Origin of the sequence: Shinella sp. HZN7 (genome assembly GCF_001652565.1) — a bacterium.
Classification (GTDB): Bacteria; Pseudomonadota; Alphaproteobacteria; order Rhizobiales; family Rhizobiaceae; genus Shinella; species Shinella granuli.
Genome location: NZ_CP015739.1, coordinates 154421 through 181086, shown reverse-complemented (window position 1 = coordinate 181086; position 26666 = coordinate 154421). Strand labels below are relative to the sequence as shown.

24 protein-coding genes are annotated in these 26666 nt (G+C 65.9%); 4 read left to right on the top strand and 20 right to left on the bottom strand.

Going from position 1 to position 26666, the window contains the following annotated elements:
• Positions 1–27: 27 nt before the first annotated feature.
• The 5 genes from shn_RS28040 to shn_RS28020 all read right to left on the bottom strand — a co-directional run bounded on the left by shn_RS28040 (position 28) and on the right by shn_RS28020 (position 5132).
• The gene (locus shn_RS28040; RefSeq protein WP_064333826.1) at positions 28–828 is read right to left on the bottom strand and encodes an ABC transporter permease; all 801 of its coding nucleotides are present in this window, start codon (positions 826–828) and stop codon (positions 28–30) included.
• On the bottom strand, positions 825–1769 hold the full coding sequence (locus tag shn_RS28035; protein ID WP_064333825.1) for an ABC transporter permease: 945 nt from the start codon (positions 1767–1769) through the stop codon (positions 825–827). Before shn_RS28035 ends, shn_RS28040 begins: the two co-directional genes overlap by 4 nt.
• A 65-nt stretch (positions 1770–1834) precedes the next feature.
• Complete coding sequence (locus shn_RS28030; RefSeq protein ID WP_064333824.1) at positions 1835–2950, bottom strand: ABC transporter substrate-binding protein; 1116 nt, start codon at positions 2948–2950, stop codon at positions 1835–1837.
• A 32-nt stretch (positions 2951–2982) separates the two neighbouring features.
• Positions 2983–4116 (bottom strand): ABC transporter ATP-binding protein, encoded by a 1134-nt coding sequence (locus tag shn_RS28025; protein ID WP_064333823.1) that lies wholly within the window; start codon positions 4114–4116, stop codon positions 2983–2985.
• 248 nt (positions 4117–4364) lie between these two features.
• The gene (locus shn_RS28020; RefSeq protein ID WP_064333822.1) at positions 4365–5132 is read right to left on the bottom strand and encodes an SDR family NAD(P)-dependent oxidoreductase; all 768 of its coding nucleotides are present in this window, start codon (positions 5130–5132) and stop codon (positions 4365–4367) included.
• A gap of 126 nt (positions 5133–5258) precedes the next feature.
• Between shn_RS28020 and shn_RS28015 the strand changes: the two genes are divergently transcribed.
• Together shn_RS28015 and shn_RS28010 are read left to right on the top strand one after the other, a co-directional pair.
• Positions 5259–6389 carry a histidinol-phosphate transaminase gene (locus shn_RS28015; protein ID WP_064334034.1) on the top strand — a complete coding sequence of 377 codons (1131 nt, stop codon included), beginning with the start codon at positions 5259–5261 and terminating at the stop codon, positions 6387–6389.
• Between the two features lie 412 nt (positions 6390–6801).
• A complete protein-coding gene (locus shn_RS28010) occupies positions 6802–7440 on the top strand; it encodes a bifunctional 2-polyprenyl-6-hydroxyphenol methylase/3-demethylubiquinol 3-O-methyltransferase UbiG (protein WP_245337509.1) in 639 nt (212 codons plus the stop codon).
• Here the strand turns inward: shn_RS28010 and shn_RS28005 are convergent.
• The 4 genes from shn_RS28005 to shn_RS27990 are packed head-to-tail and all read right to left on the bottom strand — an operon-like array spanning position 7412 to position 11181.
• Positions 7412–8209, bottom strand: coding sequence for an ABC transporter ATP-binding protein (locus tag shn_RS28005; RefSeq protein WP_064333820.1), 798 nt, complete (start codon positions 8207–8209; stop codon positions 7412–7414). The genes shn_RS28010 and shn_RS28005 overlap by 29 nt on opposite strands.
• An 8-nt stretch (positions 8210–8217) precedes the next feature.
• Positions 8218–9252, bottom strand: a complete 1035-nt coding sequence (locus shn_RS28000; protein WP_064333819.1) for an iron ABC transporter permease — start codon at positions 9250–9252, stop codon at positions 8218–8220.
• Positions 9249–10253: an iron ABC transporter permease gene (locus shn_RS27995; RefSeq protein WP_064333818.1), complete on the bottom strand. Its 1005-nt coding sequence runs from the start codon at positions 10251–10253 to the stop codon at positions 9249–9251. Before shn_RS27995 ends, shn_RS28000 begins: the two co-directional genes overlap by 4 nt.
• A 19-nt stretch (positions 10254–10272) precedes the next feature.
• Positions 10273–11181, bottom strand: a complete 909-nt coding sequence (locus shn_RS27990) for an ABC transporter substrate-binding protein (RefSeq protein WP_245337508.1) — start codon at positions 11179–11181, stop codon at positions 10273–10275.
• A gap of 301 nt (positions 11182–11482) precedes the next feature.
• On the opposite strand from shn_RS27990, the gene shn_RS27985 reads away from it, so the two are divergent.
• Complete coding sequence (locus shn_RS27985; RefSeq protein WP_064333816.1) at positions 11483–12379, top strand: LysR family transcriptional regulator; 897 nt, start codon at positions 11483–11485, stop codon at positions 12377–12379.
• Between the two features lie 19 nt (positions 12380–12398).
• On the opposite strand, the gene shn_RS27980 is transcribed toward shn_RS27985, so the two are convergent.
• Positions 12399–13814: an LLM class flavin-dependent oxidoreductase gene (locus tag shn_RS27980; protein ID WP_064333815.1), complete on the bottom strand. Its 1416-nt coding sequence runs from the start codon at positions 13812–13814 to the stop codon at positions 12399–12401.
• Positions 13815–14053: 239 nt separating this feature from the next.
• Here shn_RS27980 and shn_RS27975 point away from each other — a divergent pair, with 239 nt between their 5' ends.
• The gene (locus tag shn_RS27975; protein ID WP_064333814.1) at positions 14054–15265 is read left to right on the top strand and encodes an acyl-CoA dehydrogenase family protein; all 1212 of its coding nucleotides are present in this window, start codon (positions 14054–14056) and stop codon (positions 15263–15265) included.
• A gap of 125 nt (positions 15266–15390) precedes the next feature.
• Here the strand turns inward: shn_RS27975 and shn_RS27970 are convergent, their stop codons facing one another.
• The 10 genes from shn_RS27970 to shn_RS27925 form a co-directional block, all read right to left on the bottom strand.
• Positions 15391–16605 carry an SfnB family sulfur acquisition oxidoreductase gene (locus shn_RS27970; RefSeq protein ID WP_064333813.1) on the bottom strand — a complete coding sequence of 405 codons (1215 nt, stop codon included), beginning with the start codon at positions 16603–16605 and terminating at the stop codon, positions 15391–15393.
• Positions 16606–16631: 26 nt separating this feature from the next.
• Positions 16632–17600, bottom strand: a complete 969-nt coding sequence (locus shn_RS27965; protein WP_245337506.1) for an ABC transporter permease — start codon at positions 17598–17600, stop codon at positions 16632–16634.
• A gap of 1 nt (position 17601) precedes the next feature.
• Positions 17602–18651 (bottom strand): ABC transporter permease, encoded by a 1050-nt coding sequence (locus shn_RS27960; RefSeq protein WP_084438604.1) that lies wholly within the window; start codon positions 18649–18651, stop codon positions 17602–17604.
• A complete protein-coding gene (locus shn_RS27955; protein ID WP_064333811.1) occupies positions 18641–20173 on the bottom strand; it encodes a sugar ABC transporter ATP-binding protein in 1533 nt (510 codons plus the stop codon). The genes shn_RS27960 and shn_RS27955 overlap by 11 nt, the downstream gene beginning before the upstream one ends.
• A gap of 59 nt (positions 20174–20232) precedes the next feature.
• The gene (locus tag shn_RS27950) at positions 20233–21237 is read right to left on the bottom strand and encodes a sugar ABC transporter substrate-binding protein (RefSeq protein WP_064333810.1); all 1005 of its coding nucleotides are present in this window, start codon (positions 21235–21237) and stop codon (positions 20233–20235) included.
• A gap of 140 nt (positions 21238–21377) precedes the next feature.
• On the bottom strand, positions 21378–22745 hold the full coding sequence (locus tag shn_RS27945) for an LLM class flavin-dependent oxidoreductase (protein WP_064333809.1): 1368 nt from the start codon (positions 22743–22745) through the stop codon (positions 21378–21380).
• Positions 22746–22792: 47 nt separating this feature from the next.
• Positions 22793–24058 (bottom strand): SfnB family sulfur acquisition oxidoreductase, encoded by a 1266-nt coding sequence (locus tag shn_RS27940; protein ID WP_064333808.1) that lies wholly within the window; start codon positions 24056–24058, stop codon positions 22793–22795.
• A gap of 73 nt (positions 24059–24131) precedes the next feature.
• Positions 24132–24938, bottom strand: coding sequence for a MetQ/NlpA family ABC transporter substrate-binding protein (locus shn_RS27935; protein WP_064334032.1), 807 nt, complete (start codon positions 24936–24938; stop codon positions 24132–24134).
• A 26-nt stretch (positions 24939–24964) separates the two neighbouring features.
• Positions 24965–25624 (bottom strand): methionine ABC transporter permease, encoded by a 660-nt coding sequence (locus shn_RS27930; protein WP_064333807.1) that lies wholly within the window; start codon positions 25622–25624, stop codon positions 24965–24967.
• The gene (locus shn_RS27925) at positions 25614–26663 is read right to left on the bottom strand and encodes a methionine ABC transporter ATP-binding protein (RefSeq protein WP_064334031.1); all 1050 of its coding nucleotides are present in this window, start codon (positions 26661–26663) and stop codon (positions 25614–25616) included. Before shn_RS27925 ends, shn_RS27930 begins: the two co-directional genes overlap by 11 nt.
• Between the last annotated feature and the right edge of the window lie 3 nt (positions 26664–26666).

The window sequence follows — 26666 nt, the reverse complement described above, 5'->3', positions numbered from 1 at the left end:
TGTCCTTGATGTCTGGCCCTTCAAGGGTCATTTCGATTTGAGGAAGATGTCGAGGCCGACCAGACGATCGAGCAGAGCGATCACGAAGGCGGCGCAGGCGATGAAGACCACCGAGATGGCGGCAAGGTCCGGCGTGATGATCGACCGGATGGAATTGTAGATCTGCACCGGCAGCGTGACACTCCGGGCGTCGACGAGCAGAAGGCTGACCAGGAACTCGTTGAGCGCGAGGATGAACATCAGGAGCGAGCCGGTGATGACGCCGGGCAGCACCGCCGGAAGCGTGATGTAGAGGAAGCGCTGCAGGGGCGGCGCGCCGCAATTGGCCGCAGCCAATTCCAGATCGGGCGACAGGTTGCTGGCGCTTGCGGTCACGGCCCAGATCATGAAGGGCAGGTTGATGACGCAGCAGGCGATGCCGACGGGCCAGAGCTTGCCGAGCACGCCCGCATTGCCGAACACCAGCATCAGGCCGATGCCGGAGCCGATCAGGGGAATGGTGAAGGGCAGCAGCAGGTAGATCTGGATGGAGCGGGCGAAGCGCACGCGGTACTTGGCCAGCGCGATGCCGGCGAGCGTGCCGACGGGAATGGCGACGACCGTGCAGATCGTGGCGACGATCAGCGAGCGCACGAAAGCCTGCCTAAGATCGCTCGCCTGCGCGATCGCGCCGTACCATTTCAGCGACAGCCCGTCCGGCGGGAAGGTGATGATGTTGCCGGCGGTGAAGGATGCGCCGAGCACCACGACGGTGGGCGCGGACAGCATGAGGAGCGCGGCGATGACGAAGGTCCACAGGACGACGGATTTGCTGCGGCTGCCGGTCATTTGCGCGTCTCCCCCATGGCAAGCGTGCCCGCGCCGAAGAGCATGAAGACCACGCCGACGAGGATGGAGCCGACGGCGACGAGCATCAGCGACAGCGTCGCGCCGAGGCCCTGGTCGGAGGTGCGGAAGAACTGGTCGTAGATCGCGTTGGCGATGAAATCCTGGGTGCCGCCGCCGAGGATGGCCGGGATGGCGAAATCCGTCAGCGACAGCGTGACGACCACGAGGCCGGCGCCGACCAGCCCCGGGCGGGACAAAGGCAGCACGACATGGCGGAAGGTGCGCACCCAGCCGGCACCGAGCGAGGCGGCCGCGGCCTCCAGTTCGTTCGGGATCGCCGTCAGCGCCGGGGCCAGCATCAGCACCGCGAAGGGCAGCATGTATTGCACGAGGCCGAACAGCACGGCCGGATAGTTGTAGAGCAGCCGCATGGGCGGCACGCCGACAAGCCCCAGCGCCTCGTTGACCATGCCCTGGTTGCCGAGGATGATGAGCCAGCCATAGGCACGCACGACCTGGCCGATGAAGAACGGCAGGAACAGGGCGACCAGCAGGAACTTGCGCAGCGCCGAAGAGGGCGTTCGCACCATCAGATAGGCATAGGGGAAGGCGAAGAGCAGCGTGATCGCGGTGACGATCAGCGAGCCCATCAGGCTGCGGCCGGCGACCGTCGCGAAGAAATTCTCCGTCAGCACACGCTGGTAATTGGCGAGCGTGTAGTCCTCCGACATCAGGAACGTGCTGGTGTCGAGCACCCTCAGGCTCGTATCGCCGATCTGCACGAGGCCGAGCACCAAAAGCCCCACCAGCACGATGGCCGGCAGCAGCATGAGGTAGGGCAGGCCCCGCTGGAAACTCGATGGCCAGACGGCGGCCGCAAGGCGTTCGAGCATATCCATGACACGCCATGTCACGGGATATGCGGCACGGGGAGTGCGCATGAACCGATCCTCTTAACGAAAGGAGACGGCCCGCCGCCAAAATGCCGCGGCGGGCAGGCAGGGCCTCAGCCCTGCATGATTTCCTTGAACTTGGCGAACCACTGGCTCTCGTTTTCGACCTGCACCTTGGACGAGATGCGGATGAGGTGCTCGAAGGCCTCTTCCGTCACCGGATAGGACGGATCGTCAACGAGGTCGGCCGGCGGGGTGAGGCCGGGCACGACACCGGGCAGGCCGAGACCGTCGAGCCAGACCTGCTGGGCTTCCCTGGTCAGCGCATGGTTGATGTACTGCTTGGCCCAGTAGAGTTCGTTTTCCGGCAGGCCCTTCGGGATCCACAGGCCGTCCGTATCGAACTTCGCGCCCTCTTCCGGCACCACCCAGGCCAGCTCGATACCGTTTTTCTTAGCTTCGCGCGCATTGGTCGAAATGGTGCAGGCGGCGTCGATCTCGCCCTTCTGGAACCAGGTGGTGAAGTCCGGGTCCTCGCCGAGCAGCGGCTGCTGATCCTTGATCTTCGCGATGAAGTCCCAGGCCGGCTGCATGTTGCCGGGGATATCCTCCAGCTTGCCGCCGCCGGCAACCTGGGCCGGGAAGTGGAAGCCGATGCCGTCGTTATAGAGCGCGATGCGGCCCTTGAGCTTGGGATCGAGCAGGTCCTTCCAGGACTTCGGCGCACCGTTCGGGAAGGCCGAGGGGCGATAGGCCAGCACGTAGACATAGCCATAGGTGTTGACGATCGGATAGCCGTCGAGCCCGACGGGCTTGGCAAGCTCGGTGGTGTCCTTGAGGTTCGGCAGGTCCGACAGGTCCTCCGTCACGCCGCGCAGCGCCGACTTGGTGGCGTTGGTGGTCGTGTCCCAGTTCACATGGATCGGCGGCACGCGCTTCTGGGCGACGGCGGCCCACACCTTCGGCTGGATCTCGTTGTCTTCGGTCAGGTCATGGCGAACCGCAATGCCGGTGGCCTTGGTGAAGCTGTCGGAAACGCCGGCCTTCAGCGCGTCGACCCAACTGCCACCCCAGGCGCGGACGATGATTTCGGCCGGTTTTTCGGGCTCCTGGGCAAAAGCGCGGCTGACACCCAGCGTCGAAAGACCTGCGGACGCACCCGCCGCGGCCATCGATGCCAGCAGCGTGCGGCGACGGATCTGCATGGATGACAATTTATCATGTGACATTACGCGTTCTCCTCTGGCTTAGCCTTCGTTGGTTATTTTGCAAAGACATGCATGTCCCTTGCATTCCAGCCGAGGCGAACCGCATCGCCCGGGCCGAACTGCAGGTGGGATTCGGGATCGTGGTCGAAGACGCGCATCAGCACGCCGCCGAGCTGCGGAACCCGGATTTCATAGACGACGCGCTCGCCTTCGAAGATGCAGTCGACCACGAGGCCGTCCACCACCGTTTCAAGGCCGTCGAGATGACCATCCTTCGGCGCGACGCGGATCTGTTCGGCGCGCACCGCTCCGGCGCAGGGCTTGCCGCCGGCGAGCGTTGCGTCAGCCGCCAGGCCGGCAAGATGCAGGCCATTGGCCTCGATCGTCGCACGCGACCCGGCAAGCTCGACCACCCTGCCCTCGACGAAATTGGTGACACCGATGAAATTGGCGACGAAGGCATTGGAGGGCGCGCGATAGGCGTCCACCGGGCGCGCCTTCTGCTGGATCGAGCCACCGTTCATGACGATGATCTCGTCGGAAACGACCAGCGCCTCGCGCTGATCGTGCGTGACGTTGATCGTCGTCACGCCGAGTTCCTTCTGGATGCGGCGGAATTCCAGCTGCATCTCCTCGCGCAGCTTGCGATCGAGCGCGGCGAGCGGCTCGTCGAGCAGCAACAGGTCCGGCTCGAACACCAGGGCGCGGGCAATCGCCACGCGCTGCTGCTGGCCGCCGGAAAGCTCGTTGATACGCCGGCTGCCGTAACCGCCGAGACGGACGAGATCGAGATAGCGCTCCACCTTTTCCGGAATGCCGCGGGCATCGTGACGGCGCATCTTCAGCGGAAAGGCGACATTCTCGGCAGCCGTCATATGCGGGAAAAGCGCCAGCTTCTGGAACACCATGCCGATGGCCCGGCCATGCGGCGGCACGGCGCTGACGGGCTGGCCATTGATGAAAATCTCGCCGCCGGTCGGGCGATCGAAACCGGCGATCATGCGCAGCAGGGTCGTCTTGCCGGATCCCGATGGCCCGAGGATCGTCAGGAACCGCCCTTTCGGCAGGTCGAAGGATGCGCTCCGCACGGCATGGACATTGCCGAAGACCATGCTGACATCTTTGACGGAAACCGCAATCCGGTCGCGCGGCTCGACCGCAGGCTGCACGGCATCGACAACGCCCATGACATTCCCCTGTGCTGCTCTACCTGCGACCCGGGGCCGCTGGAAGGCTTCCTCTTGCCACTGCGGCCACGGGCGGGCGGCCGAGCATTTCACGTAGTTGTCTATACATATGCATACAAGCTCCGTCAACCAGATTTGCGCATTTTTTGCACTGCAAAAAAGACCGCTTAAATTTTGTGCAACCGCAAAAAATCGCCGCTTTGCAACGCCTCTAAAGGCAGCACGACCGATACAAGGGGGTGCACCGCTCAGATCGAGGCAAGGTAGCCGCCATCGACCGGAATGCAATGGCCGGTGACATAGGCGGCGGCATCGCTGCACAGGAAAACGGCCACGCCGCCGATATCGCCATCGCCACCGAAGCGACGCTGCGGGATCTTGTCCAGCATCCGCGCCTGCCAGTCCTCGTTCTCGTAGAACGCCTCCGTCATGGCCGTGCGGAAATAGCCGGGGGCGATGGCGTTGACGCGGATATTGTGCGGCGCCCATTCCGTGGCGAGCGCCCGCGTCACGCCGAGAAGGCCCGACTTCGACGCGCCATAGGGCACCGCCGTCGGAATGCCGACATAGGACGTCAGCGAGCAGAGATTGACGATCGCCCCGCCGCCCGACCCGGTCATCATGCGGCCGGCCGCCTGCGCGCAGAAGAAGGCGCCCTTCAGGTTCGTCGAAAGGATCGATTCCCACAGTGCCTCGTCGACGTCGAAGGACGGGCGGACATTTTCGAAGCCGGCATTGTTGATGAGGATGTCGAGACCGCCGAGCGCATCGGCCGCCGCCTTCGTCACGTCCGCGCAGGCCTCCACGTCGCGCACATCCCGCGCAAGCGCCACGCAGCGCCGGCCTGCCTTCTCCACCAGTGCCCGGGTCTCGGCCAGGCCATCGAGCGACCGCGCCGTCACAGCCACGTCGGCGCCGGCCTCGGCAAGCGCCACCGCGATGGCCTGGCCGATCCCGCGACTGGCCCCGGTGACGAGCGCCCGGCGGCGGGAGAGATCGAAGATCGGACGGTTCATGGCGGCACCTCGATTGACTTCCTGCAAATGACAGCACTTCCGCAAGAAAATGTCTATACATATATACAGATCAAAATTCCCGGCGTATGAATGCGGCATGGCAAACCCATCGCATGGAGCCGCAAAATGGCAGACCCTTCAAGCCTGATCCGCGGAGAAATCCGCTCTATCCCGCCCTACAATGCCGGGCTGACGCTCGAAGAGGTGCGGGCGACGTACCATGTGGACACCATCGCCAAGCTCGGCTCCAACGAGAACCCCCTCGGCCCTTCCCCGGCGCTGCGGCGGCTGTTTTCCGATATCGGAGAGCTCGCCCGGCTCTATCCCGATCCGCAAGGCCGCGCCCTGTGCACCCGGCTCGCCGCCGGCTTCGGCGTCGACAGCCGCCAGGTCATCCTCGGCAACGGTTCGGAGGACCTGATCGGCGTCATCTGCCGCTCGGTCGTGCGCCCGGGCGACACGGTCGCGACGCTCTACCCCTCCTTCCCCTTGCATGAAGACTATACGGCCCTGATGGGCGGCCGGATCGAGCGCGTGCCGGTGACGGACGACCTCACCATCGACATGGTGGCGCTCCTTGCCGCCGCGGCCCGAAAGCCGCGCATGCTGATGTTCTCCAACCCGATGAACCCGGTCGGCTGCTGGCTGACGCCCGATGAGCTTGCGGCGGTCATCGCCGCGCTCGACGGCGAGACGCTGCTGGTCATCGACGAGGCATATGCCGAATATGCCGCCGGCGACGACTACCCGTCGGCAATCGACATGCTGAGGGACAAGGACATTCCCTGGGTGGTGCTGCGCACCTTCTCCAAGGCCTATGGCCTGGCGGGCCTGCGCATCGGCTACGGCATCGTCGGCGACGGCGGCCTCTGCGATTTCTTCAACCGCGCCCGCACCCCGTTCAACACCAATGCCATCGCCCAGGCCTCGGCGATCGCCGCCCTGGACGACCTCGCCCACCTGCAACAATCGGTCACCGCCGCCCTTGAGGAGCGGGAGCGCATGAGGACGGCCCTCGCCGCCGCCGGCTATCGGACAGCACCGTCGAAAGGCAACTTCCTCTTCGTGGATGCAAGGAGGAACGCTTCGGAACTGGCCGTGGCGCTGCTCGAGCGCGGGGTCATCGTCAAGCCGTGGAAGCAACCCGGCTTCGAGACCTTCATCCGCGTGAGCATCGGCGCCCGAGAGGAAAACGACCATTTCCTTCGCGCATTCAAGGATGCGGAGAGCATGGCCACGACGACGCCGGCCAAATAGCCCAAGGCGAAGGAATAAACCTTCGCCTCGCGCCGGAACCGGAAGACAGCCCGTCGCACAAACGCATGCCGCCTGGCCGAGGAGGTCGGCGCTTGCCCAACACGGCAAGGCGGCCGCCTTCCAGGAGAAGACCATCGGCCAGCAGGATGCCGGTGCAACGGCCGGTGCTTTCCTGATCCGCCGCATGGCGGATTTCGTCGCAAGCCGGTAGGGACCGCCCTTCCGGCGCGCTTCATTTCAGGCCGATGGCAATGGCAAGGGCATCCTTGCCGCATATGCGAAATGGGGCTACCGGCGGGAGTCCCGTTGCTCTAGAACGCCATCACGACGAGGATTGCATCGGAGGTTTGCCGTGAGCCCGAACAACAAGACCATCACCACCTGGTATGTCGATCCGGACGCCGAGGACCGGATGGCGGATGGTCATGCGCCGATCTGGCGGCACCTGATCGACCTGATCGCCGAACGCGACCTCAGCCAGAAGAGCGTGCTGGACTTCGGCTGCAACCAGGGCGGCCTGTTGCGGCACCTCTATGCCATCAGGCCCTTCCGCAAGGCACTCGGCATCGACATCGCCGAGCAGTCGGTTGCCAGGGCCGAGGCCTTCAAGGGCAACATTCCCGTCCAGCATGCTGTCGGCGGGACGCTCGAGGGCTGGGTGGAGGAGTTCGACCTGGCGGTCAGCCATGAGGTGATCTATCTCCTCGAGGATATCGACGCTCATGCCGCCGATATCTTCAAGGCCCTGAAACCGGGCGGCGTCTACTATGCCGTCACGGGCTGCCATACCGACAACCCGCTCTGGCCGAAGTGGCGCGATCTCGTCGCCCGGCGCACGAACACCATCGTCCAGGACCGGTCGATCACCGACTATGCCAGGGCCTTTGCCAAGGCCGGTTTCGAAGTCTCCGGCCGCAAGCTGGAATATGACGGTTTCGTCCCGTTCTTCGAAGACGGCTGGACGCCCGACTTTGCCGATGCCCTCGACTATTACACGCAGACCAAGATCGTCTTCCGGCTCGTCAAGAACCCGGCCGGCGCAGCTTCGTAAGCTCGACGTCGAAATGGGGCGGCTTGTCGGGTGCGACCTCGACGAACCGCCCCTTCACCCGAAAGGTCCTTTCGATCAGGCCGCTTTCGGCAAGCGCCCTCGGCGCGCCGTCGAAGCGTAGCTCACCTTTCTCCAGAAGGCAGATGCGGTCGCTGACGGCGATCGCCTGGTTGATGTCGTGGATCGCCATGAGGATCGTCACGCCGCGCTCTCGGCTGAGGCGGTGCACCAGGTCCAGCACCTCCACCTGATAGCCGATGTCGAGGAACGACGTCGGCTCGTCCAGGAGCAGGATATCGGCCTCCTGCGCCAGCGCCGCGGAAATCCATGCGCGCTGGCGTTCGCCGCCGGAAAGCTCTTGCAGCGTCCGGTCGGCGAAGCGCGTGAGGCCCGTGCTTTCGAGCGCCCATTCGATCGCCGCTTCGTCCTTCCTGTCATAGGAGCGGAACAGGCCGACATGGGGAAAACGGCCCTGGCGCACGAGCTGCGCGATCGTCATCTCGTCCGGAGCCGTCGGCTGCTGCGGCAGGAAGGCGAGTTTTTTCGCAATGGCACGGCGCGACATCGAGGCGACGGCGACGCCCTCGATCTCCGCCCTGCCGTCCGATGGCGTGAGCAACCCGGCCAGGGCCTGCAGCGCCGTGCTCTTTCCCGAACCGTTCGGGCCGATGAGCGCGCGGATCTCCCCCTTCTCCATCGACAGGGAGAAATCGGTCAATGCCTTTCGGCGACCGTAGAGGACCGACAGGTGCGAGGCGGTGAGCGGCATGGGCGATCTCACGGAACCTTGCGCAGCAGCGCAAGCAGGACAGGAACACCCATGAGGGCGGTGACGACGCCGATCGGCACTTCTTCCGGCCCGCCGGCCAGCCGGCCGATCAGGTCGCCCAGCGTGACGATGACGGCGCCGAGCACGACGGTGAGCGGAAGGACCAGCGGAAAATGCCGTCCTGCGAGGAAGCGTGCCAGATGCGGGACGATGAGGCCGACGAAGACGACCGGCCCGACCGCGCCGACGGCGCTGGCCGCCAGCGCGCAGGAGACGAGCAGGACAAGCGAGAACTGCCGTTTATAGGACAACCCGAAGGAGCGGGCGACCGCCGGATCGAACCGCAGCAGGATCAGCGGGCGATAGATCAGCGGCAGCATTGCGAGGCCCGCAATGGTGAACGGCAGCAGGAAGAGCGCATGATCCCAGGTCCTTGCATAGAGGCTGCCGGAGAGCCATTCGAGAATGATCTCGATGCGCGCCGAGCCCCATCCCGCGATGAGCCCGATGGCGACGGCATGCAGAACCGCGCCGATGGCGATGCCGCAGAGCGTGATGCGGAGCGGGCTGAGATCGAGGCGGAAGGCGAGCAGATAGATGATGCCGCCGGCGAGCATACCGCCGATCATTCCGGCGGGCGGAAGCCAGGCGATCGGCAGTTCGTTGACGGAATAGGAATCGGGATTGGCGAGATAGACCGTGAAGAGAAGGAAGACCGTCACGGTCAGCGTCGCGCCCTGCGAGACGCCCATCAGCGAGGGATCGGCGAGCGGGTTGCGCGTGATGGTCTGGAGAAGCAGGCCTGCGAGGGCGAACTGCATCCCGGCGAGAATACCCGTCACGATGCGCGGCAACCTGATGTCGAGGATGATCGAGCGCGCTTCCGGCGAGCCGGTTCCGGTCAGCGCCGACAGGACATCCCGGACGGGGAGGTCGACGATGCCGAGGAAAACGGCGGCGACGAACGACAGGAGGACGAGCACCAAGGCGGCGGGCAGGATCCAGCGGCTTGGCTGGCCGATGGCCGGGGCGTTCAGGCTCATGCGCCCTCCCCCTTGAAATCGAGCCGTCCGCGCTGGACGAGATAGACGAAGAACGGCCCGCCGAGCAGGGCGGTGACGATGCCGACCGGCAGTTCCTTGGGAATGGCGATGGTGCGCGCGACAAGGTCCGCCGCGGTCACGATCAGCGCCCCGATGGCGGCGGTGAGGCCGATCTCCAGGGCCGTGCCGCGCGGTCGCAGGAGCTTGGCGATATGCGGTGCGGCAAGGCCGACGAACGCCACGGGGCCGGCGACAGGAGCAACGCCCGCCACGGGGCAGATGCCGAGCAGGAGCAGAACCGGTTTCCAGAGATTGAGCTGAACCCCCATCGCCGCGGCGGAATGGTCGCTGAGCGCGAACATGGCGATCACCCGATGCAGGAGGAAGGCGCCCGACACCCCGACCAGCACCCACGGCAGCATCTGCAGCAGATGTCCCCAGGTCCGCCCGGCAAAGCCTCCGGCCAGCCAGAACAGCAGCGCGGTCGATTGCGGCCCGGCGAAGAGCAGCACGTAGATCGTGATCGCACCGAGGAAGAGCGAGACGCTGACGCCGCCGAGCGCCAGATGCAGCGGATGGCCGTTGCCGCCCCGCGCCACCCAGAACGTCACCGAAGCCGCCGCAAGCCCCCCGGCGAGCCCGACGAGCGGGTAGTACAGCCCGGAAACGGAAGGCAGGAAGACGAAGCAGACGACGATCGGCGCGATCGCCCCGGCGGTGACGCCGGTGATGCCGGGATCGGCGAGCGGATTTCGGGTCAGCGACTGGAGGAGATAGCCCGACACGGCAAGCCCCGCGCCGGCCGTCGCGGCGGCAAGGCTCCGCGGCAGCCGGAGGGTCCAGACGAGGATCGACTCGATCCTGCCGTCGGGGCTGACGAGCGCCCGCAGGACGGCCTCGAAGGAGAGCGTGCGTGCGCCGGGCATCAGACCGGCCGCAAGGACGAGAAGGGTCGCGACGACGATGCAGCCGATGGCTATCGAGGATTTCCGTGCGTCCATCGTCGTCGCGGTCAGTCGCTTACTTCTGGAGTTCGGCCGGGATGATCTTGGCCGCTTCCGCCTTCACGTCAACCTTGGGGAAGACATCCGGATAGAGATAATGGGCCGCCTCGCGCAGGACGATCTCCCGGGCGATCGGGCCATTGGTCTCCACCCGTTGGTCCCCGACATAGAAGACCCGGTTGTTCTTGACGGCGGTGAGTTCCTTCCAGATCGGGTTGTTCTCGTGCGGGCGGTCCGGACCGTAATCATAGATGAAGAGGACCTCCGGATCCTTTTCAAGCATGGTTTCGAGGCTGAGATCGATGCCGAACTCGCCGCCCGGCGTCATGGCGCCTGCGATGTTCTCGCCGCCGATGGCGTTCACGATCGATGCGGAAGTGTTCTCGTCATGGAAGGCGAAGGGCACTTCGCCGCCCCACATGATGGCGTAACGGGGATGCGTATCCTTCGGCGCCTTGGCCGCGATCTCGGCAAGATGCGCGCGGAATTCCTTGTTCAGTTCGACGCCGCGTTCGGGCTTGCCGAGGATTTTTGCCAGCGCCTCGATTTCCCTGTCGCTGCCGTCGAGCAGTTCCATGTTCCAGGCGACATAGGGCGCGATCTTCTCGAGCTGCGGCGCATTGCCGACGGTATAGCGGCGGATGGCGACGATGAGATCCGGCTTTGCTTCCGAGAGCAATTCGAGGTTCGGCTTCGCACGCTGGCCGATCTGCGTCATGTCGCCGGTGAGGCCGAGCAGGAATTCCGGCGGGCGACCCGCCACCATGTAGGTGCTGGCGACCGGCTTGATGCCGAGCGCCAGCGCCACGTCATCGGCGAAGAACGAAATCGAGGCGATGCGCTTCGGATGGGCGGGGACCTCGACCTCCACACCGCGATCATCGGTCACCGCCTGCGTCGCCTCCTCGGCAAGCACGGGGTTCATGCCGGCAACGAGGCAGGCGGCGAAGACGCCGGACAGAAGGACGCGCCTGCTCGGCAAGGCAAAACTGGAAAACATGGTTCTCTCCCTCGATGTGATCAGTGATGACAGCGGCGCACGGCAGGTCGCATACGGGGTTGCGCCAAATGCATGCCGCGGCCCGGCAGAAAGCCCGGCGCGGATGGATCGCGCCGATTGCGGATATCGGTCTTCAAGACGGGCTTCCCGGATCATTCTTGTGGTTCGGAGAGAATGTGGATAGATATGGTCAACTTATTTGCAAGCGAAAGATTCTCACGCGGGCATGAGAAATCCTCAATCCAACCGCGCCAAACTGCCGCCGCTGGCGACGCTGCCGGCCTTTTCCATCGCGGCACGCACGGGCAGCCTCACGCTGGCGGCGCGGGAACTGCACCTGACGCCCGGCGCGATCAGCCGGCAGATCAAGTCGCTGGAAGATGCGCTCGGCGTCCAGCTCTTCCACCGCGGGCACAATGCGATTTCGCTCACCGATGCGGGACGGCAATATCTGATCCATGTGAACGCGGCCCTCGCCACGCTGGAGAACGGCACGCGCGCCCTTCTGCCGGATCGCGTGCGCCTGGTGATCCAGGCGCCGATCACGCTGGCGCGGCGCTGGCTCATTCCAAGGCTCGGCGCCTATCTTCAGGAAAACCCCAGCGTCGATCTCAACATCCAGTCGATCGCGCTCGGCGCCGGCGATGTTCCCGATGTCACGATCAGTTACAAGAGAGGTTCCGACGCGGCGCGGTGTGCCTCCGCCTTCCTGCTCGACCGGACGGTCGCCGTCTGCTCGCCACTTCTGATCGGCAGCATGGCGAAGACGGTGACGCCGGACGCGCTGCTGGACCTGCCGATCCTGCTCGACACTGCGGATGCATGGTCATGGCGGCGCTGGTGCGAGACGGCGGACATCCCGTTCCAGCCGCGCAGCGGCAGCATCACCTTCGATACCGACGAAGCCTCCATCGATGCCTGCATGACCGGCCTCGGCATCGGCCAGGCGAGCCCGTCGCTGATCGAGCGGGAATTGCGCGAAGGCCAGCTTATCCAGCTCTGCCCGGCCATCAACCCGATCGTCGGAGCCTACGAGATCGCGGGGCCAGCCCCCACGGACCGGGCGGCCGGGTTCGATCAGTGGCTCCAGACCTGGCGGACCGAGGCGGCGACGCGATCGTAAGGTCTGCTTGCGGACGGCATCACGTCCCGACCGACTTCAACGCCGGAACATGCGCGGCCTCGCGCCGCTTGACGGCCTCGATATCCCGGTAGCCGTCGGCCGGATGGGTTTTCGGCAGATATGGTCCCTCGCCGAACAGTTTTTCGCGCAGCGTTCCGGGGCGGTAGGCCGTCGGATAGGCGCCGCGCTTCTGCAGTTCCGGCACGATATGGGCGACGACATCCTCGAAACTGTCAGGCGTCACCGCATAGGCGAGGTTGAAGCCGTCGACATCCGTATCCGCCACCCATTCCTGCAGGATGTCGGCGATGTGCTCCGGCGAGCCGACGAAGACCGGCCCCATGCCGCCGATGCCGCCGAACTGGGCGAGCTCGTCGATGGTCCAGGATTTGTCGCCGCCGGCAATGTGCTCGACGAAGGAATGGATGGCATTGGTCTCGATCTTCTCCACCACGTCCGTCGGCGCATACTGGCCGAAGTCGATACCGCTCCAGCCCGACATGAAGGTGAGCGAGCCGTCGTAGGAGACGTAGCCCTTGTAGTCCTCGAATTTCCTTTGTGCCTTTTCTTCCGTCTCGTCGGTGATGATGGTGACGAGCGTGTAGATGAAGACCTTCTTCGGATCGCGGCCGGCGGCGGCGATGCGCTGGCGGATATCGGCGACATAGGCCTTGAGCACCGACTTGGTCGGCGCTGCGACGAAGATGCACTCCGCATGGGCGGCGGCGAAGGCCTTGCCCGGGCCGGAGGCGCCCGCCTGGTAGAGCACGGGGGTGCGCTGCGGCGAGGGTTCCGTCAGGCCGTAGCCGGGTACCTCGAAATACTTGCCCTTGTGGCCGATCTCATGGACCTTCTCCGGATGGGTGAAGATGCGTTTTTCACCGTCACGCACTACAGCCCCCTCTTCCCAGGAACCTTCGAGCAGCTTGTAGAGCACCTCGACATATTCGGCGGCGACCTCGTAGCGGTTGTCGTGCCGGCGCAGGCCGCCCTGCCCGACATTCTTCGCGCCGCTTTCAAGGTAGGAGGTGACGATGTTCCAGCCGACGCGGCCCTTGGAGTGGTGGTCGGCCGTCGCAAGGCGCCGGGCAAAGGTATAGGGATGCTCGAAGGAGGTGGACGCCGTGATACCGATGCCGAGATGTTCGGTGGCAAGCGCGATGGGGGCGGCAAGCTGGAGCGGATCGTTCACCGGGATCTGCGCGGCCTGGTGGATGGCGTGGTAGTTCGAGCCCTTGTAGACATCGTAGTAGCCGATGACATCGGCAATGAAGATGCCGTCGAAAACGCCGCGCTCCAGGGTACGGGCGAGATCCTGCCAATAGTCCAGGTCCTTGTATTTCCAGGATTTATCGTTCGGGTGCGCCCACAGGCCCGGCGACTGGTGGCCGACACAGTTCATGTCGAAGGCGTTGAAACGGATGTGGCGGGCCATGGGGTCTCTCCAGGTAGCAGCAATGCCTGACGGCATGGTCGTGCGGCGAGAATAGTGCCTCCACATTCTAAATACAGAAATTCTATCTTTTATATATATTAATTTTGGAAATGGCTTTTCTGGCCGCTGCCCGAAGGCTTTGGGAAGATGCGCGGAAGCGGCGGACACCCGTGCGCACCGATCCACCCATCCGACCGTGGCGCCCTGCCCGGTATCGGCCAGACCGCTGGAGACCGACCATGACTGCCCTGCACCTTGTCAAGGAACCCGAACTTCAGGACGACCGGGCCCGCCTCTTTGCACGCGCCGAGGAGATTTCCGCCGATCTCGCCCGCCGCGGCGCAGCGCTCGATGCCGAGGGCAAGCCGCCGCATGCGGAGATCGCCCGGCTGAAGAGCGAGGGCCTGCTGACGGCGCTGCACCCGGTCGAGATCGGCGGCGGCGGCCTCGACTGGGTGGACGGGCTGAAGCTGGTACGCATCCTCGCGCGCGGCGAAAGCTCGATCGGCCAGTTGCTCGGCTATCACTATGTCAACAGCCAGTATGTCTACTGGGCGGCCGACGACCCGGACAAGGCGTGGGACCTCGGCGCCGAGACGGTTGCGAAGAAGCTCTACTGGGGTGCCGCCGTCAATCCGCGCGATCCCGGCCTGACGCTGACGCGCCAGGGCGACCACTACCTGCTCAACGGCAAGAAGACCTTCTCGACCGGCGCGCATGTTTCCGACCGCATCAATGCGAATGCGGCCCTCGGCGACCAGATCGCCAATCTCGTGCTGCCGACCGACCGGCCGGGCTACATCGCCAATGACGACTGGGACAATATCGGCCAGCGGCTCTCCGACAGCGGCAGCGTCGAGTTCCGCGATTTTCCGGTCTACGAGACCGATTTCCTCCTGCCGCTCGCCGAAAAGGACAGCGCCCCGCCCGTCCAGGCAACGTTCAACACGCCGCTGATCCAGCTCGTCTTCGTCAATTTCTATCTCGGCACGGCGGAAGGCGCGCTCGCGGCGGCGAGCGACTATGTCCGGACCACGACGCGCCCCTGGGTCACGTCCGGCCTCGAAAAGGCAAGCGACGATCCGTACATCCTGGAGCGCATCGGCGAGTTCCGTGCGGCGCTGAAGGCATCCGCCGCGCTTGCCGATACTGCCGCAACCGCCGTTCAGTCGGCGCTTGCGCGCGGCCGCGGCGTCAGCGCCCGCGAACGCGGCGAGGCAGCCATCGAGGCCTATGCGGCCAAGGTCAACGCCACCCATGTGGCGCTCGACGTCACCGCCCGCGTCTTCGAACTCACCGGCGCCCGCTCGACGGCCGCCCATCACCGCTTCGACCGCTACTGGCGCAACGTGCGCACCCACACGCTGCATGACCCGGTGTTCTACAAGGCGCGCGAGGTCGGCGATTTCGCACTGAACGGCCGCGTGCCGGAGCCGAGCCTCTATAGCTGACGGCAAAGAACCGGCATGAAACGGGGCGGCCCGCAAAGCAGGCCGCCCTTTTTCCTGGCCAAAAAAAGGGCCGCAATCCCGAGGGATTGCGGCCAGGGGACCACCCCCACCACGAGGGTTGGATTTCAGAGCGCGCCGTTCTTCGGCGGGATGACGCCGTTGAGGTGATAGTTGCCGACGACGTGGTATTTCCAGCGCACCGGATCATGCAGCGTATGCGTGCGGGCGTTGCGCCAGTGGCGCTCCAGATTGAGGCCGCGTTTCGTTGCGGAGGTGCCGGCGAGCTCGAAGAGCACATTGGCCGCGTCGATGGCGAGCTCCGTCGTCAGCACCTTGGCGGCGGCGACCGCCAGCGTGGCGGCAACGGCATTCTCCTCGTTGAGATTGACCTGTGCCTGGTCGACCTTACGCCCTGCTCGCTCCAGCACGGCCTCGGCCGCCTCAATACGGATGGCAAGCTCGCCGATACGGGCGATGGTCAGGGGATCGTCGGCCGCGCGGTCGACACCGCTGTCCGTCCAGGGCCGCGCCTTGTCGCGCACATAGCCGATCGTCTCCTTCAGCGCCGCGCGGGCGATGCCGAGATCGACGCCGGCATGGATGATCTGGCCGACGGAGCCGATCGTGCCGGGGCGCTCGAACCCCTTCTGATGCTGGACCACGGCGTCGGCCGGCACATAGACATCGCGCAGGATCGTCGTGCCGCTGCCCGTCGTGCGCTGGCCGAAACCGTCCCAGTCGTCGACGATCTCGATACCCTCGGTCTCGCGCGGGGCGAAGGACATGGTCAGGCGATCCTGGCCATCCAGCGCGAAGATCGCCACCCAATGGGCGAAGAGCACGCCCGTCGAATAGAACTTCCGGCCGTTGATGCGGAAGCCCGCACCGTCCGGGGTGATGCGCGTATTGTAGTCGCCGACCGTCCTGGTGCCGACCTCGGAGAGGGCGTTGCCGAAGCGGTCGCCGGCAAGCGCCCGGCCGAAATAGAACCGCTTCTGCTCTTCGCTGCCGTCATGGCGCAGCGCTTCGAGGATGTAGAAATGGTTCTGGGGAATCTGGCCGATCGAGCTGTCGGCCTCCGACAGGATCGCCGTCACCTCGGCGAGCACGGCGTTGGAGACATCGATACCGCCATATTCGGCCGGGACGGTGATGGCGAGCAGGCCGGAGGCGGAAAGCTTGTCCAGTTCCTCATGCGGCAGTGCCCGTTCATAGTCGCGCCGGCTCGCCCCGATAGCGAATTCGTCGGCCAGCCGGCGGGCGACGGCGAGCGCCTCGTCCTCGCTGACGATGCGGTGGGCGGTTTCCTGTCGGGCGGCGAGCCGGGTGACGCTGCTCATGAAAGATCCTTTCGAAAAGTCCGGGATTACACCCGGCCGGCGGCCTTGCGGTTGGCAAAGCCGATGGCGAGGACGGAGAAGATGAGAAGGCCGGTGCCGACCTGCTGCCAGTAGAAATTGAGGCCCGACAGCAGGAGCCCGTTGGCGACCACGCCGAGCAGCAGCACGCCGAGCACGGTCCCCGGTACGTTCGGCCGGCCATGCGGGTCGAAGGTGGTGCCGATGAAGGTCGCGCCGATGGCGTTGAGCAGGAAGGCATTGCCCGAGGAGGGGATGTAGACCGTCACCGTGGAGGTGAGGATGAGCCCTACCACGGCGGCGATCGTCGAGACCAGCACGTAGGTTGCGGCGGTGATGCGCGGAAGGCGCAGGCCCGAATAACGCACGACGCTCGCCTGGATGCCGGTTGCGAGCGCCACCCGGCCGAAACGGGTGCGCGCCAGCACGACCCACGCCCCGGCGACGACCAGCGCCGTGACGATGAGCGGCACGGGAATGCCGGCGATCGCGCCATGGCCGAGGAAGCGAAAAGCCTCCGGCACGCCGGCCGGCGGCAGGTAGACCGGATTGCCGCCATTCGTTAGCAATTGCTGCACGCTGCGGCCGACGAAGAGCGTGCCAAGCGTCGCGAGGAACGGCGAGATGCCGATGCCGGCGATCAGCACGGCGTTGAAGAGGCCGACGAGCGCCCCGCCGGCAAGCCCGCCGAGCGCCGCGAGCGCCACCGGTTGCCCGGCGAGCACGAGGGAGACGAAGGCGAAGCTCGAAAAATCCACCGCCGTGCCGACCGAAAGGTCGATGCCGCCCGCCGAGACGGCGAAGGTCATGGCAATGGCGACGATGGCGAGCAGGGCGAAATTGTTGACCAGCACGCTGAGGAGATTGGCACCGGAGAGGAAGCCGGGCGCCAGCGCCGCGAAGAGCGCAAAGACGGCGGCCAGCGCGGCGACCAGCGCATAGCGTGCGAGCCCGTGGGCGAAGGACGGAAGGGCCATGTCAGGCATTCTCCTTGCGGCCGAGCAGGGTCGTGGCGGAGACGACGAGCAGGATCAGGAGACCCTGCACGCCGCTGACCAAGGTGCTGGAAATGTTGAGAAGCTGGAAACCGTTGATGAGGAAGCCGACGAAGAGCGCGGAGAGCAGCGTGCCCGTGATGGTCGGCACCAGCCGGCGGGAGAAGACCGTGCCGAGCAGGGCCGTGACGACGACCGGCAGCAGCATGTCGCCGGCCCCGGTGGTGCTGCCCGAGAGATAGGAGACCGAGAGGACGCCGGCGAGGCCGCCGCAAAGGCCGCTCGCCAGGAAGGAGCCGGCGACGAACGACCTGACCGGCAGGCCCGCCGCGCGCGCCGCATCCGGAAAGGCGCCGACCGCATAGAGGCGAAGGCCGAGGGGCGTATATTGCACGATGGCGGCGACGACGAGCGTGAAGCCGAGCAGGATATAGGCGAGCACCGGAATGCCGAAGGGACCGCCGGCCGAAAGCGCCGCGAGGAAATCCGTGGAGGCCGGCACGACGGTGTTCTGCGTCAGCACCAGTTCGAGACCGGCGACGACGTTCATCACGGCGAGCGTCGCCAGCAGCGGCACGATGCCGGCCAGCGTGACGGCGGCGGCATTGACCGCGCCGATGGCAAGGCCCGTTCCAAGCGCGCCGAGGATGGCGAGGCCATCACCATGGCCCGCCTGCACGAGCGAGGCATAGACGGCGGCGCTGAGGCCCATGTTCGCGGCGAGCGACAGGTCGATGCCGCCCGTCACCACATTCGAGCCGCCCGCGATGATGACGATGGTGAGGCCGATCGCCAGCACGCCGGCAATCGCCGACTGGCCGAGCACGTTGCCGATATTGCCGACGGTGAGAAAGAACGGCGCGGTGACGGAGAAGACCACGAGAACGCCGATGAAGACGGCGAGCGCACCGCCCCGCAACGCGATCGTGGCGAGCTGGCGGCCGAAGGCGGGGCCGGGTTTGCCCGTCTCGAAGGCCTTCTGCGCCTCGATTTCGATGACGGAGGCCGGGATATAGGGGGCGTCAACCAGCATGGCGAAGCGTCTCGTGGGCACCCGTGACATCCGCGAGGATCTCGCCCGGGCTCGTTTCGGAAGAGGGGAACTCCCGCGTCACGCGGCCGCGGAAGAAGACGAGGATGCGGTCGGTGACACCGAGCAGTTCCTCGATATCGGAGGAGAGCACGAGGACGGCCGCGCCGCGCTCGGCCAGTTCCCCGATCAGCCGGTAGATCTCCACCTTGGCGGCGATGTCGACGCCGACCGTCGGCTCGTCGAGCAGGTAGATTTCCGACTGCCGGCTCAGCCATTTGGCGATCGCCACCTTCTGCTGGTTGCCGCCGGAAAGCGTCTTCACCAGCGCGTCGACGCCGTCGGTCTTGATCTCAAGCCTTTTCACGAGGTCTTCCGTCTGACGGCGTTCCGCGCTGCGGTCGATGAGGCCGCGGGAAAATCGGTCGAGGCTGGCGAGCGTGGTGTTTTCGGTGACGGTGAGGTCGAGCGCGACGCCGTCGCGGCGGCGGTCCTCCGGCACCAGCGCCAGACGCCGGCGGGTGGCGGCGGCGGGATCGGCGGACAACACCGTCTCGCCCTTGATGCGGACGGTTCCGCCGGTCGGCCGGTCGAGGCCGAAGAGCGAGCGCACCACCTCCTTGGCCCCCGAGCCGACGAGGCCGGTGAGGCCCAGCACTTCGCCCTTGCGCAGCCTGAAGGACACCGCCTCGAAGCGGCCCGCGAGCGCAAGATTCTCCACGTCGAGGACCACCTCGCCGGGGGTGACGTCCGGTTTCGGATAGAGCTCGCCGATGGCCCGGTTGACCATCAGCGCACCGATATCCGCCGCCGAGGTTTCCGCCACCGGCAGGGTGGCGACGTCGCGGCCGTTGCGCAGCACCGTCACGGTGTCGCAGAGATCGACGATCTCGCCGAGATAGTGCGAGATATAGAGGACCGTGACGCCCTCGGCGCTGAGGCGTCGGATGAGCTGGAAGAGCAGGTCCGCCTCGCGCCGGACCAGCGCGGCGGTCGGCTCGTCGAAGACCAGCACCTTGGGATTGGCGATGAGCGCGCGGGTGATCTGCACGATCTGCTTTTCCGCCGCGGACAATTCGGCGATCAGCGCCGAATGGGGCAGGGAGAGGCCGAAATAGCGCTCCAGAATCTCGGCGGACTTGCGGCGCATGCCCGCACGATCGAGGAAGGGCGTGCCGGGAAACCGCAGTTCCCGTCCGAGGAACAGCGCCTCCCCCACCGTGAAGGTCGGCACCAGCAGGCGGTCCTGGTGGATGAAATGGACACCGAGTTCTTCGACGAGATGCGGCGTCAGCCGGTCATAGGCCTTGCCGTCGATCTCGACGGTGCCCTCGTCCGCCCGGTGGAGGCCGGCGATGAGCTTGATCAGCGTCGACTTTCCCGCGCCGTTCTGGCCGACGAGGCCATGCACCGAGCCGCGCCGGACGGTCAGCGACGCGCCCGAAAGCGCCTCAGCCCCGCCGAAACGCTTGACGATGTTTTCGAGGCGGATGATCGCCTCGCCGCTCTTTGCCGTGTCCGCCATGGCTGGATTCCCCGTTTTCCGGAAAGGGACCGCGGCGCCGCCGCGGTCCGCTTCGACGATCAGCCGATGCCGAGCTTCTTCGAGACCTCGCCGACATTCTGCTTGTTGGCGAGCAGCGCCGGCACATAGGTCTCACGCGGCAGGGTCTCGCCGGCGAGGTAGCGGGCGACGTTCCGGATCGCCACGCGGCCGAGTTCGGCCGGCTGCTGGGCGACGTCGGCGGCGGCCGGCGAATTCGGATCGGCGACGAGCTGGAGCACTTCCGGGCTGCCGTCGACGCCGTAGGTCCGGATCTCGGTGCGACCGGCGGCGGTCAGCGCCTGCGTCGCGCCGAGCTGCGGGATGTCCCATGCCGACCAGATCGCCTTGATCGAGCCCTTTTCCGGATATTTGGCGAGGATCGCGGTGATCTGGGTGAAGGCGTCCTGGACGGTGTTGGGGATCACGTCGCGCAGCTCCGGCTGCACGATCTGCACCTTCGGGAAATATTTCGTCACATTGACGAGCTGGTCGTAGCGGATGGCGCAGGGCGTGACGCCGTAGAAACCGTTGAAGACGACGATGTTGCCCTCGCCGCCGATGTCGGAGACGAGCTGGAGGGCGAGGTCCTTGCCGATGCCCCAGTTGTCCGAGGTCGAATTGTTGATCGAGTTGACCGAGCCGACATCGATGGTGAAGACCGGGATATCGGCCTCGCGCGCCTTTTTCAGCCAGGGATCGATGACGCTGAGCGTGCCGAGGAGCTGCACGATGGCATCCGGCTTCTGGGCGATGAGCGTCTGGAGCTGGGAGACGAGCTTGCCGTCGTTGCGGCCGGCGTCGACGGCGATCGGCTCGCCGCCGAGGCGCTTCACTTCCTCGACCTGGGCGTTGTAGGCTTGGAGATCGAAGAAATGGTCCGTGCCGGCGGTGCTGATGCCGATGCGCTTGCCCTTCAGGGAAAGCCCCTCCTCAGCCGCTGCGGTGCGCGCCGAAAGAAGGCCGGTGCCCGCCACCACGCCGGCGACGGCCGTGAGTTTCAGGAGATTGCGGCGGTTGACGCCGGAAAACGTGTCGTCGGTCATGGTGTCCCCGTTGGATCAATAATCATATAATCTATAAAATAGATGGACTAATATGCGAAAACAGGCAGGTTTTTCCAAAATGGAGCCGGCTTGGGAAAAGATTCGGCTGTACGCAACATGCGGCCGCGCGGCCCGCCCCTTCACTCCGCAGCAGCCGCCCTTGCGCGGAACCAGCCGGCGGGGTGTCGGTCCGGCAGGCGGTCGCCTTCGCCGAAGAGGCGGTTGCGCAGGCTGCCGGCCGCGTAGGCGGTCTTGTAGCGGCCGCGCTCCTGCAGAACCGGGATGACGAGATCGACGAAATCCTCATAGCTTTCCGGCGCGACGGTGCGGGCGAGGTTGAAGCCGTCCACCTCGCCTTCCGCGATCCACGCCTCCAGCGCATCGGCCACCTGGTAGGGATTGCCGACGATCAGCGGATAGCGCCCGCCGAGCGCCATCTCGGAGAGGATGCTCCGCTTCGTCCAGCCGCGCGCGCGGGCGAGATCGACCGAGGTCTGTACGAAATTGCCCTTGCCGTAGGCGATCGGCTCGTCGAGTTCATATTGCGAAAAGTCGATGCCCGTACCGGCGGAGAAATGCGCAAGGCCCGCCTCGGGGCTGGCGTAGCGGGCGTAGTCCTCGAACTTCTCCTTTGCCGCCTTCTCCGTGCGGTCGACGACGACGGTGAGGCCGGCGAAGATACGGACATCCTCGGCTCGCCGGCCCGCCTCCACCGCGCCCTTGCGGATGGCGCGCGCCGCGGTGCGCGCGACGTCCGTATCCGGCGGGGAGATGAAGACGCATTCGGCGTGGCGTGCGGCGAAACTCCGCCCGCGGCCGGAGGTGCCGGCCTGGTAGAGCACCGGCGTGCGCTGGCGCGAGGGCTCGCTGAGATGATAGGCCTCGGCGCGATGGAATTTTCCTTCGTGCCGGACTTTTCGCACCCGGGCCGGGTCCGAATAGACGCGGGCACGGCGATCGCGGATGGCGGCGTCGTCGTCCCAGCTTCCTTCCCAGAGCTGGTAGAGGAGATCGAGGAATTCGTCGGCCCGGTCGTAGCGCTGGTCGTGTTCGCCGAGCGCGCTTTCGCCCATCGCCCGCGCCGCACTGTCGAGATAGCCGGTGACGATGTTCCAGCCGATGCGGCCGTCCGTCAAATGGTCGAGCGTCGAGATGCGCCGGGCGAAGATGGCGGGCGCCTCCGCATTGACATTGACCGTGACACCGAATCCGAGCCCCTTCGTCACCGCCGCCATGGCGGAGATCAGCATCAGGGGATCGTTGACCGGAAGCTGGATGGATTCGCGCAGGGTCAGGTCGACGGACCGCTGGTAGACGTCGTAGACCCCGACGATGTCGGCGAGGAACACGCCGTCGAACAGGCCGCGCTCCAGCGTCATCGCCAGGTCCGTCCAATAGCTGAGCCTGATATAGCGGTGCGACTGGTCGCGCGGATGCGTCCAAAGGCCATGATTGATATGGCCGGCGCAGTTCATGGTGAAGGCGTTGAGGAGGATTTGTTTTCGCATGTCTTCTTGCGGAGGGCGGCACGGCGCCCTCCCCTTCTTCCGGCCTGTCAGATCCACGAATGCAGCGGCGGCTGCACGCCGTTGAGGTAATACTGACCGACCGCGTGGAACTTCCAGCGCACCGGATCGTGCAGCGTGTGGGTGCGCGCGTCACGCCAGAAGCGATCGAGATTGTGCGTACCGAGCGTCGAGCGCGTGCCGGCGAGCTCGAAAAGCTTGTTGGCGGCGGCCAGCGCCACCTCCGTCGTCAGCACCTTGGCTTCCGCGACCGCGATCTTCGCCCTGGCGATCGTCTCGTCGGTGACGCCCGCAATGGTCTCGTCGAGCTGGCGGCCGGCCCGTTCGAGCAACGCTTCGGCGGCGTGGAGGCGGATCTTGAGATCGCCGATCGCCGCGATCGTATAGGGATCGTCCGCCGCCTTATCCGAGCCGCTGTCGATCCACGGGCGGGCATGGTTTCGCACGAGGTCGATGGTCGCCTCGATGGCGCCGCGCGCGATGCCGGCGTCGATCGCCGCGTGGATGAGCTGGCTTTGCGGACCGACGGCGCTCTGGTTCTCGTAGACGATATGGGCGGGCAGCACGCGGGCTTCCGGGATCGCCACCGCGTTCAGGATCACCGTGCCGCTCGCGGTGGTGCGCTGGCCGAAGGCCGACCAGTCGTTGATGACCTCCAGCCCCGCCGCGTCCCGATCGGCGACGGCGACGACGACATGGCCGTCCTCATCGAGCGCAACGATGGGCACGAGATGGGCAAAGAGCGCGCCCGTGGAATAGAATTTCTTGCCCGAGACGGTGAAGTGCTCGCCCGTGCGGACAAGCTTCGTCTCGAAAGCCTCGACATTCTTGCCGCCGAATTCGGAGAAGGCGTTGCCGAGCCGTTTGCCCGCCAGCACCGCGCCGAAAAGCTCGTGCTTCTGTGCGTCGCTGCCGGTCTGGCGGATGACGTCGATGATCTCGAAACTGTTCTGGGCAATCTGGGTGAGGGAAGGATCGCCGGCCGCGAGCGTGGCGAAAACTTTCGCCAGCGTGACCTGCGAGACACCCGCCCCGCCGTACTCTTTCGGGATGGTGATGCCCCAGAGACCACTTTCCGAGAAGAGGTCGACCTCGGAGAAGGGCAGGCGCCGGTCGCGGTCGCGCTCCCTCGCCTCGGCAGCGAAGAGCGGCTTCAGCCGTTCCGCGACGGCGATCGCCTCCGCGTCGTCACGGATGACATGGGCGGCTCGCGCCGGTGGGGCGGGTAGCCAGCCGGCTTCGCCGGGCGCGGGTTCGGCAAGGGTTTTTCGTGCGTTGGCTTGGGTCGGGGTCATGGGTTCGGCCGTCACTTCAAGAAGGGGTTGCCGGGCTGCGATAGGGCACAGCCCGGCGGCGAAGGGCGAAAAATCAGAAGGCGGCGACCACCTGTCCCTTGTAGCGCTCCTCGATGAATTTCCGCGTCTCTTCGCTGTTCAGCGCCTTGGCGAGCTTGGCGACGCGCGCATCGCCCTTGGTCTCCGGGCGGGTGACGAGATATTCGCTCCAGACGTTGTAGCCATCCTGGCCGCGGTCGATCAGCAGCGACTTGGAGATGTCGAGCTTTGCCTCGAAGACGTAGTTGCCGTTGAGTGCGGCGAGGTCGACCTCGCCGAGCGCGCGCGGCAGAAGCGCCGATTCCAGCTCGACGATCTTGAGGTTTTTCGGGTTCTCGACGACGTCCTTGATGGTCGGCAACGGGTCTTCCGGCGAGGTCAGCTCCGGCTTGCCGGCAACTTTTATCAGACCCAGTTTTTGCAGAAGCAGCAGGCCGCGTCCGCCATTGACCGGATCGTTCGGGATCGCGACGGTCGCGCCGTCGGCGAGTTTTTCCACCGCGTCGATCTTCGTCGAATAGGCGACGAAGGGCTCGATATGCACGGGCACGATCGGCGTCAGATCCGTGCCGCGCTGCTTGTTGTAGTCGTTGAGGAACGGCCGGTACTGGTAGTAGTTGGCGTCGAGCTCGCCGGAGACGAGCTGGGCGTTCGGCTGGATGTAGTCCGTGAAGACGCGGATATCGAGGTCGAGGCCGTCCTTGGCGAGGATCGGCTTGACGAATTCGAGGATCTCCGCGTGCGGAATGGCGGTGGCGCCGACGACGAGCGTGTCGTCCGCCCTGGCGGAACCGAAGGCGGCAAGCGCGAGGCCGGCGGCGATGGTGAGGGATTTCAGGATGCGCATGTGGGTCCTCCTGGCGCGGGTCATTTGCGGGAAAAATGGGCGACGAGACGGTTGCCGCTCGCCTGGATGAGCTGGACGAAGACGATGAGGATCGCCACGCAGACCAGCATGATTTCGGTCTGGAACCGGTGGTAGCCGTAGCGGATGGCAAGATCCCCGAGCCCGCCGCCGCCGATCGCGCCGGACATGGCCGTATAATCGACGAGCACGATGGCCGTGACCGTGACGGCCGCCAGGAGGCTCGGCAGCGCTTCGGGCAGCACGGCGCGCAGGATCGTCTGGCTGGTGGACGCGCCCATCGCGAGGCTCGCCTCGATGACGCCGCGGTCGACCTCGCGCAGCGCCGTCTCGACCAGCCGTGCGAAGAAGGGCGCGGTGCCGACGACGAGCGGGAAGATGACGCCGCGGACGCCGAGCGAGGTGCCCGTGACGATGACCGTGACGGGCATCAGCACGATGAGCAGGATGATGAAGGGCACCGAGCGGATGATGTTCAAGACGAACGACAGGCCGCCATAGGCGACCGGGGCCTGGAAGAGCTGCTGTCGCCCGGTGAGGAAGAGCAGGACGCCGAGCGGCAGGCCGACGAGCACGGTGAGCAGCAGCGCGCCGCCGACCATGGCGAGCGTCTGGCCGAGCGCCGCACCGATATCGCCCCAATAGATGTTTTCAAACGACATGGCGCGGCCTTTCCTCGATGGCGGCCAGCGGCGCGCCGCCCAGCTCCACATCGACGCCGCTCGCCTCCAGCCCCGCGATTGCGCCCGCCACGTCCCGCCCGCTGAGCGAGACGATGAACTGCGCATAGGGTGTCTCGCGGATATGGCCGATGCGGCCGGCGAGGATCGCGTAATCGACGAGGTTTTCCCGGGCGATGCGGCCGAGGATCGGCTTGTGCGCTGCCGGCCCCGTGAAGGTGAGGCGCACGGTGCGTCCGCCGAGATCGGCCCCGGCGACGGCGTCGAGCGAACCGCCGTCCGGCTCGGCCTCGCGCACCAGGCGCAGCGTCGCGGGATGGCGCGGATGCAGGAAGACGTCGGCCACCGGTCCCTCCTCCACCACGCGGCCGCGATCGAGCACGGCGACGCGGTCGCAGGTGCGGCGGATCACATCCATCTCATGGGTGATGAGCACGATGGTGACGCCGAGGTCGCGGTTGATCTGGCGCAGGAGATCGAGCACCGCGCCCGTTGTCTGCGGATCGAGCGCGCTCGTCGCTTCGTCGCAAAGGAGAACCGAGGGCTCGCAGGCAAGCGCCCGGGCAATGCCGACGCGCTGTTTCTGCCCGCCCGAAAGCTGGCGCGGATATTTCTGCGCATGCTCCGTGAGGCCGACGCGGGCGAGCAGCGCCGCCACCCGTTCGGCGATCTCCACCTTGCCATATTGCCCGGTCAGTTCCAGAGGATAGGCGACGTTTCCGGCGACCGTGCGGGCACTCAAAAGGTTGAAATGCTGGAAGATCATGCCGATCGACCGGCGCAGCGCGCGAAGGCGCTCGCCGCGGGCGTCCGTCACCCGCTCGCCGGCGACAAAGATCTCGCCGCCGCTCGGGCGTTCCAGCAGGTTGATGAGCCGCACCAGCGTGGACTTGCCGGCGCCGGAGGAGCCGATGACGCCAAAAATCTCGCCCTTGGCGATGGAGAGGTCGACACCGTCGAGCGCGGCGACCGCGCCCTGCCTGCCGGCAAAACTCTTGGTGATCCGTTCCAGCCTGATCATCAC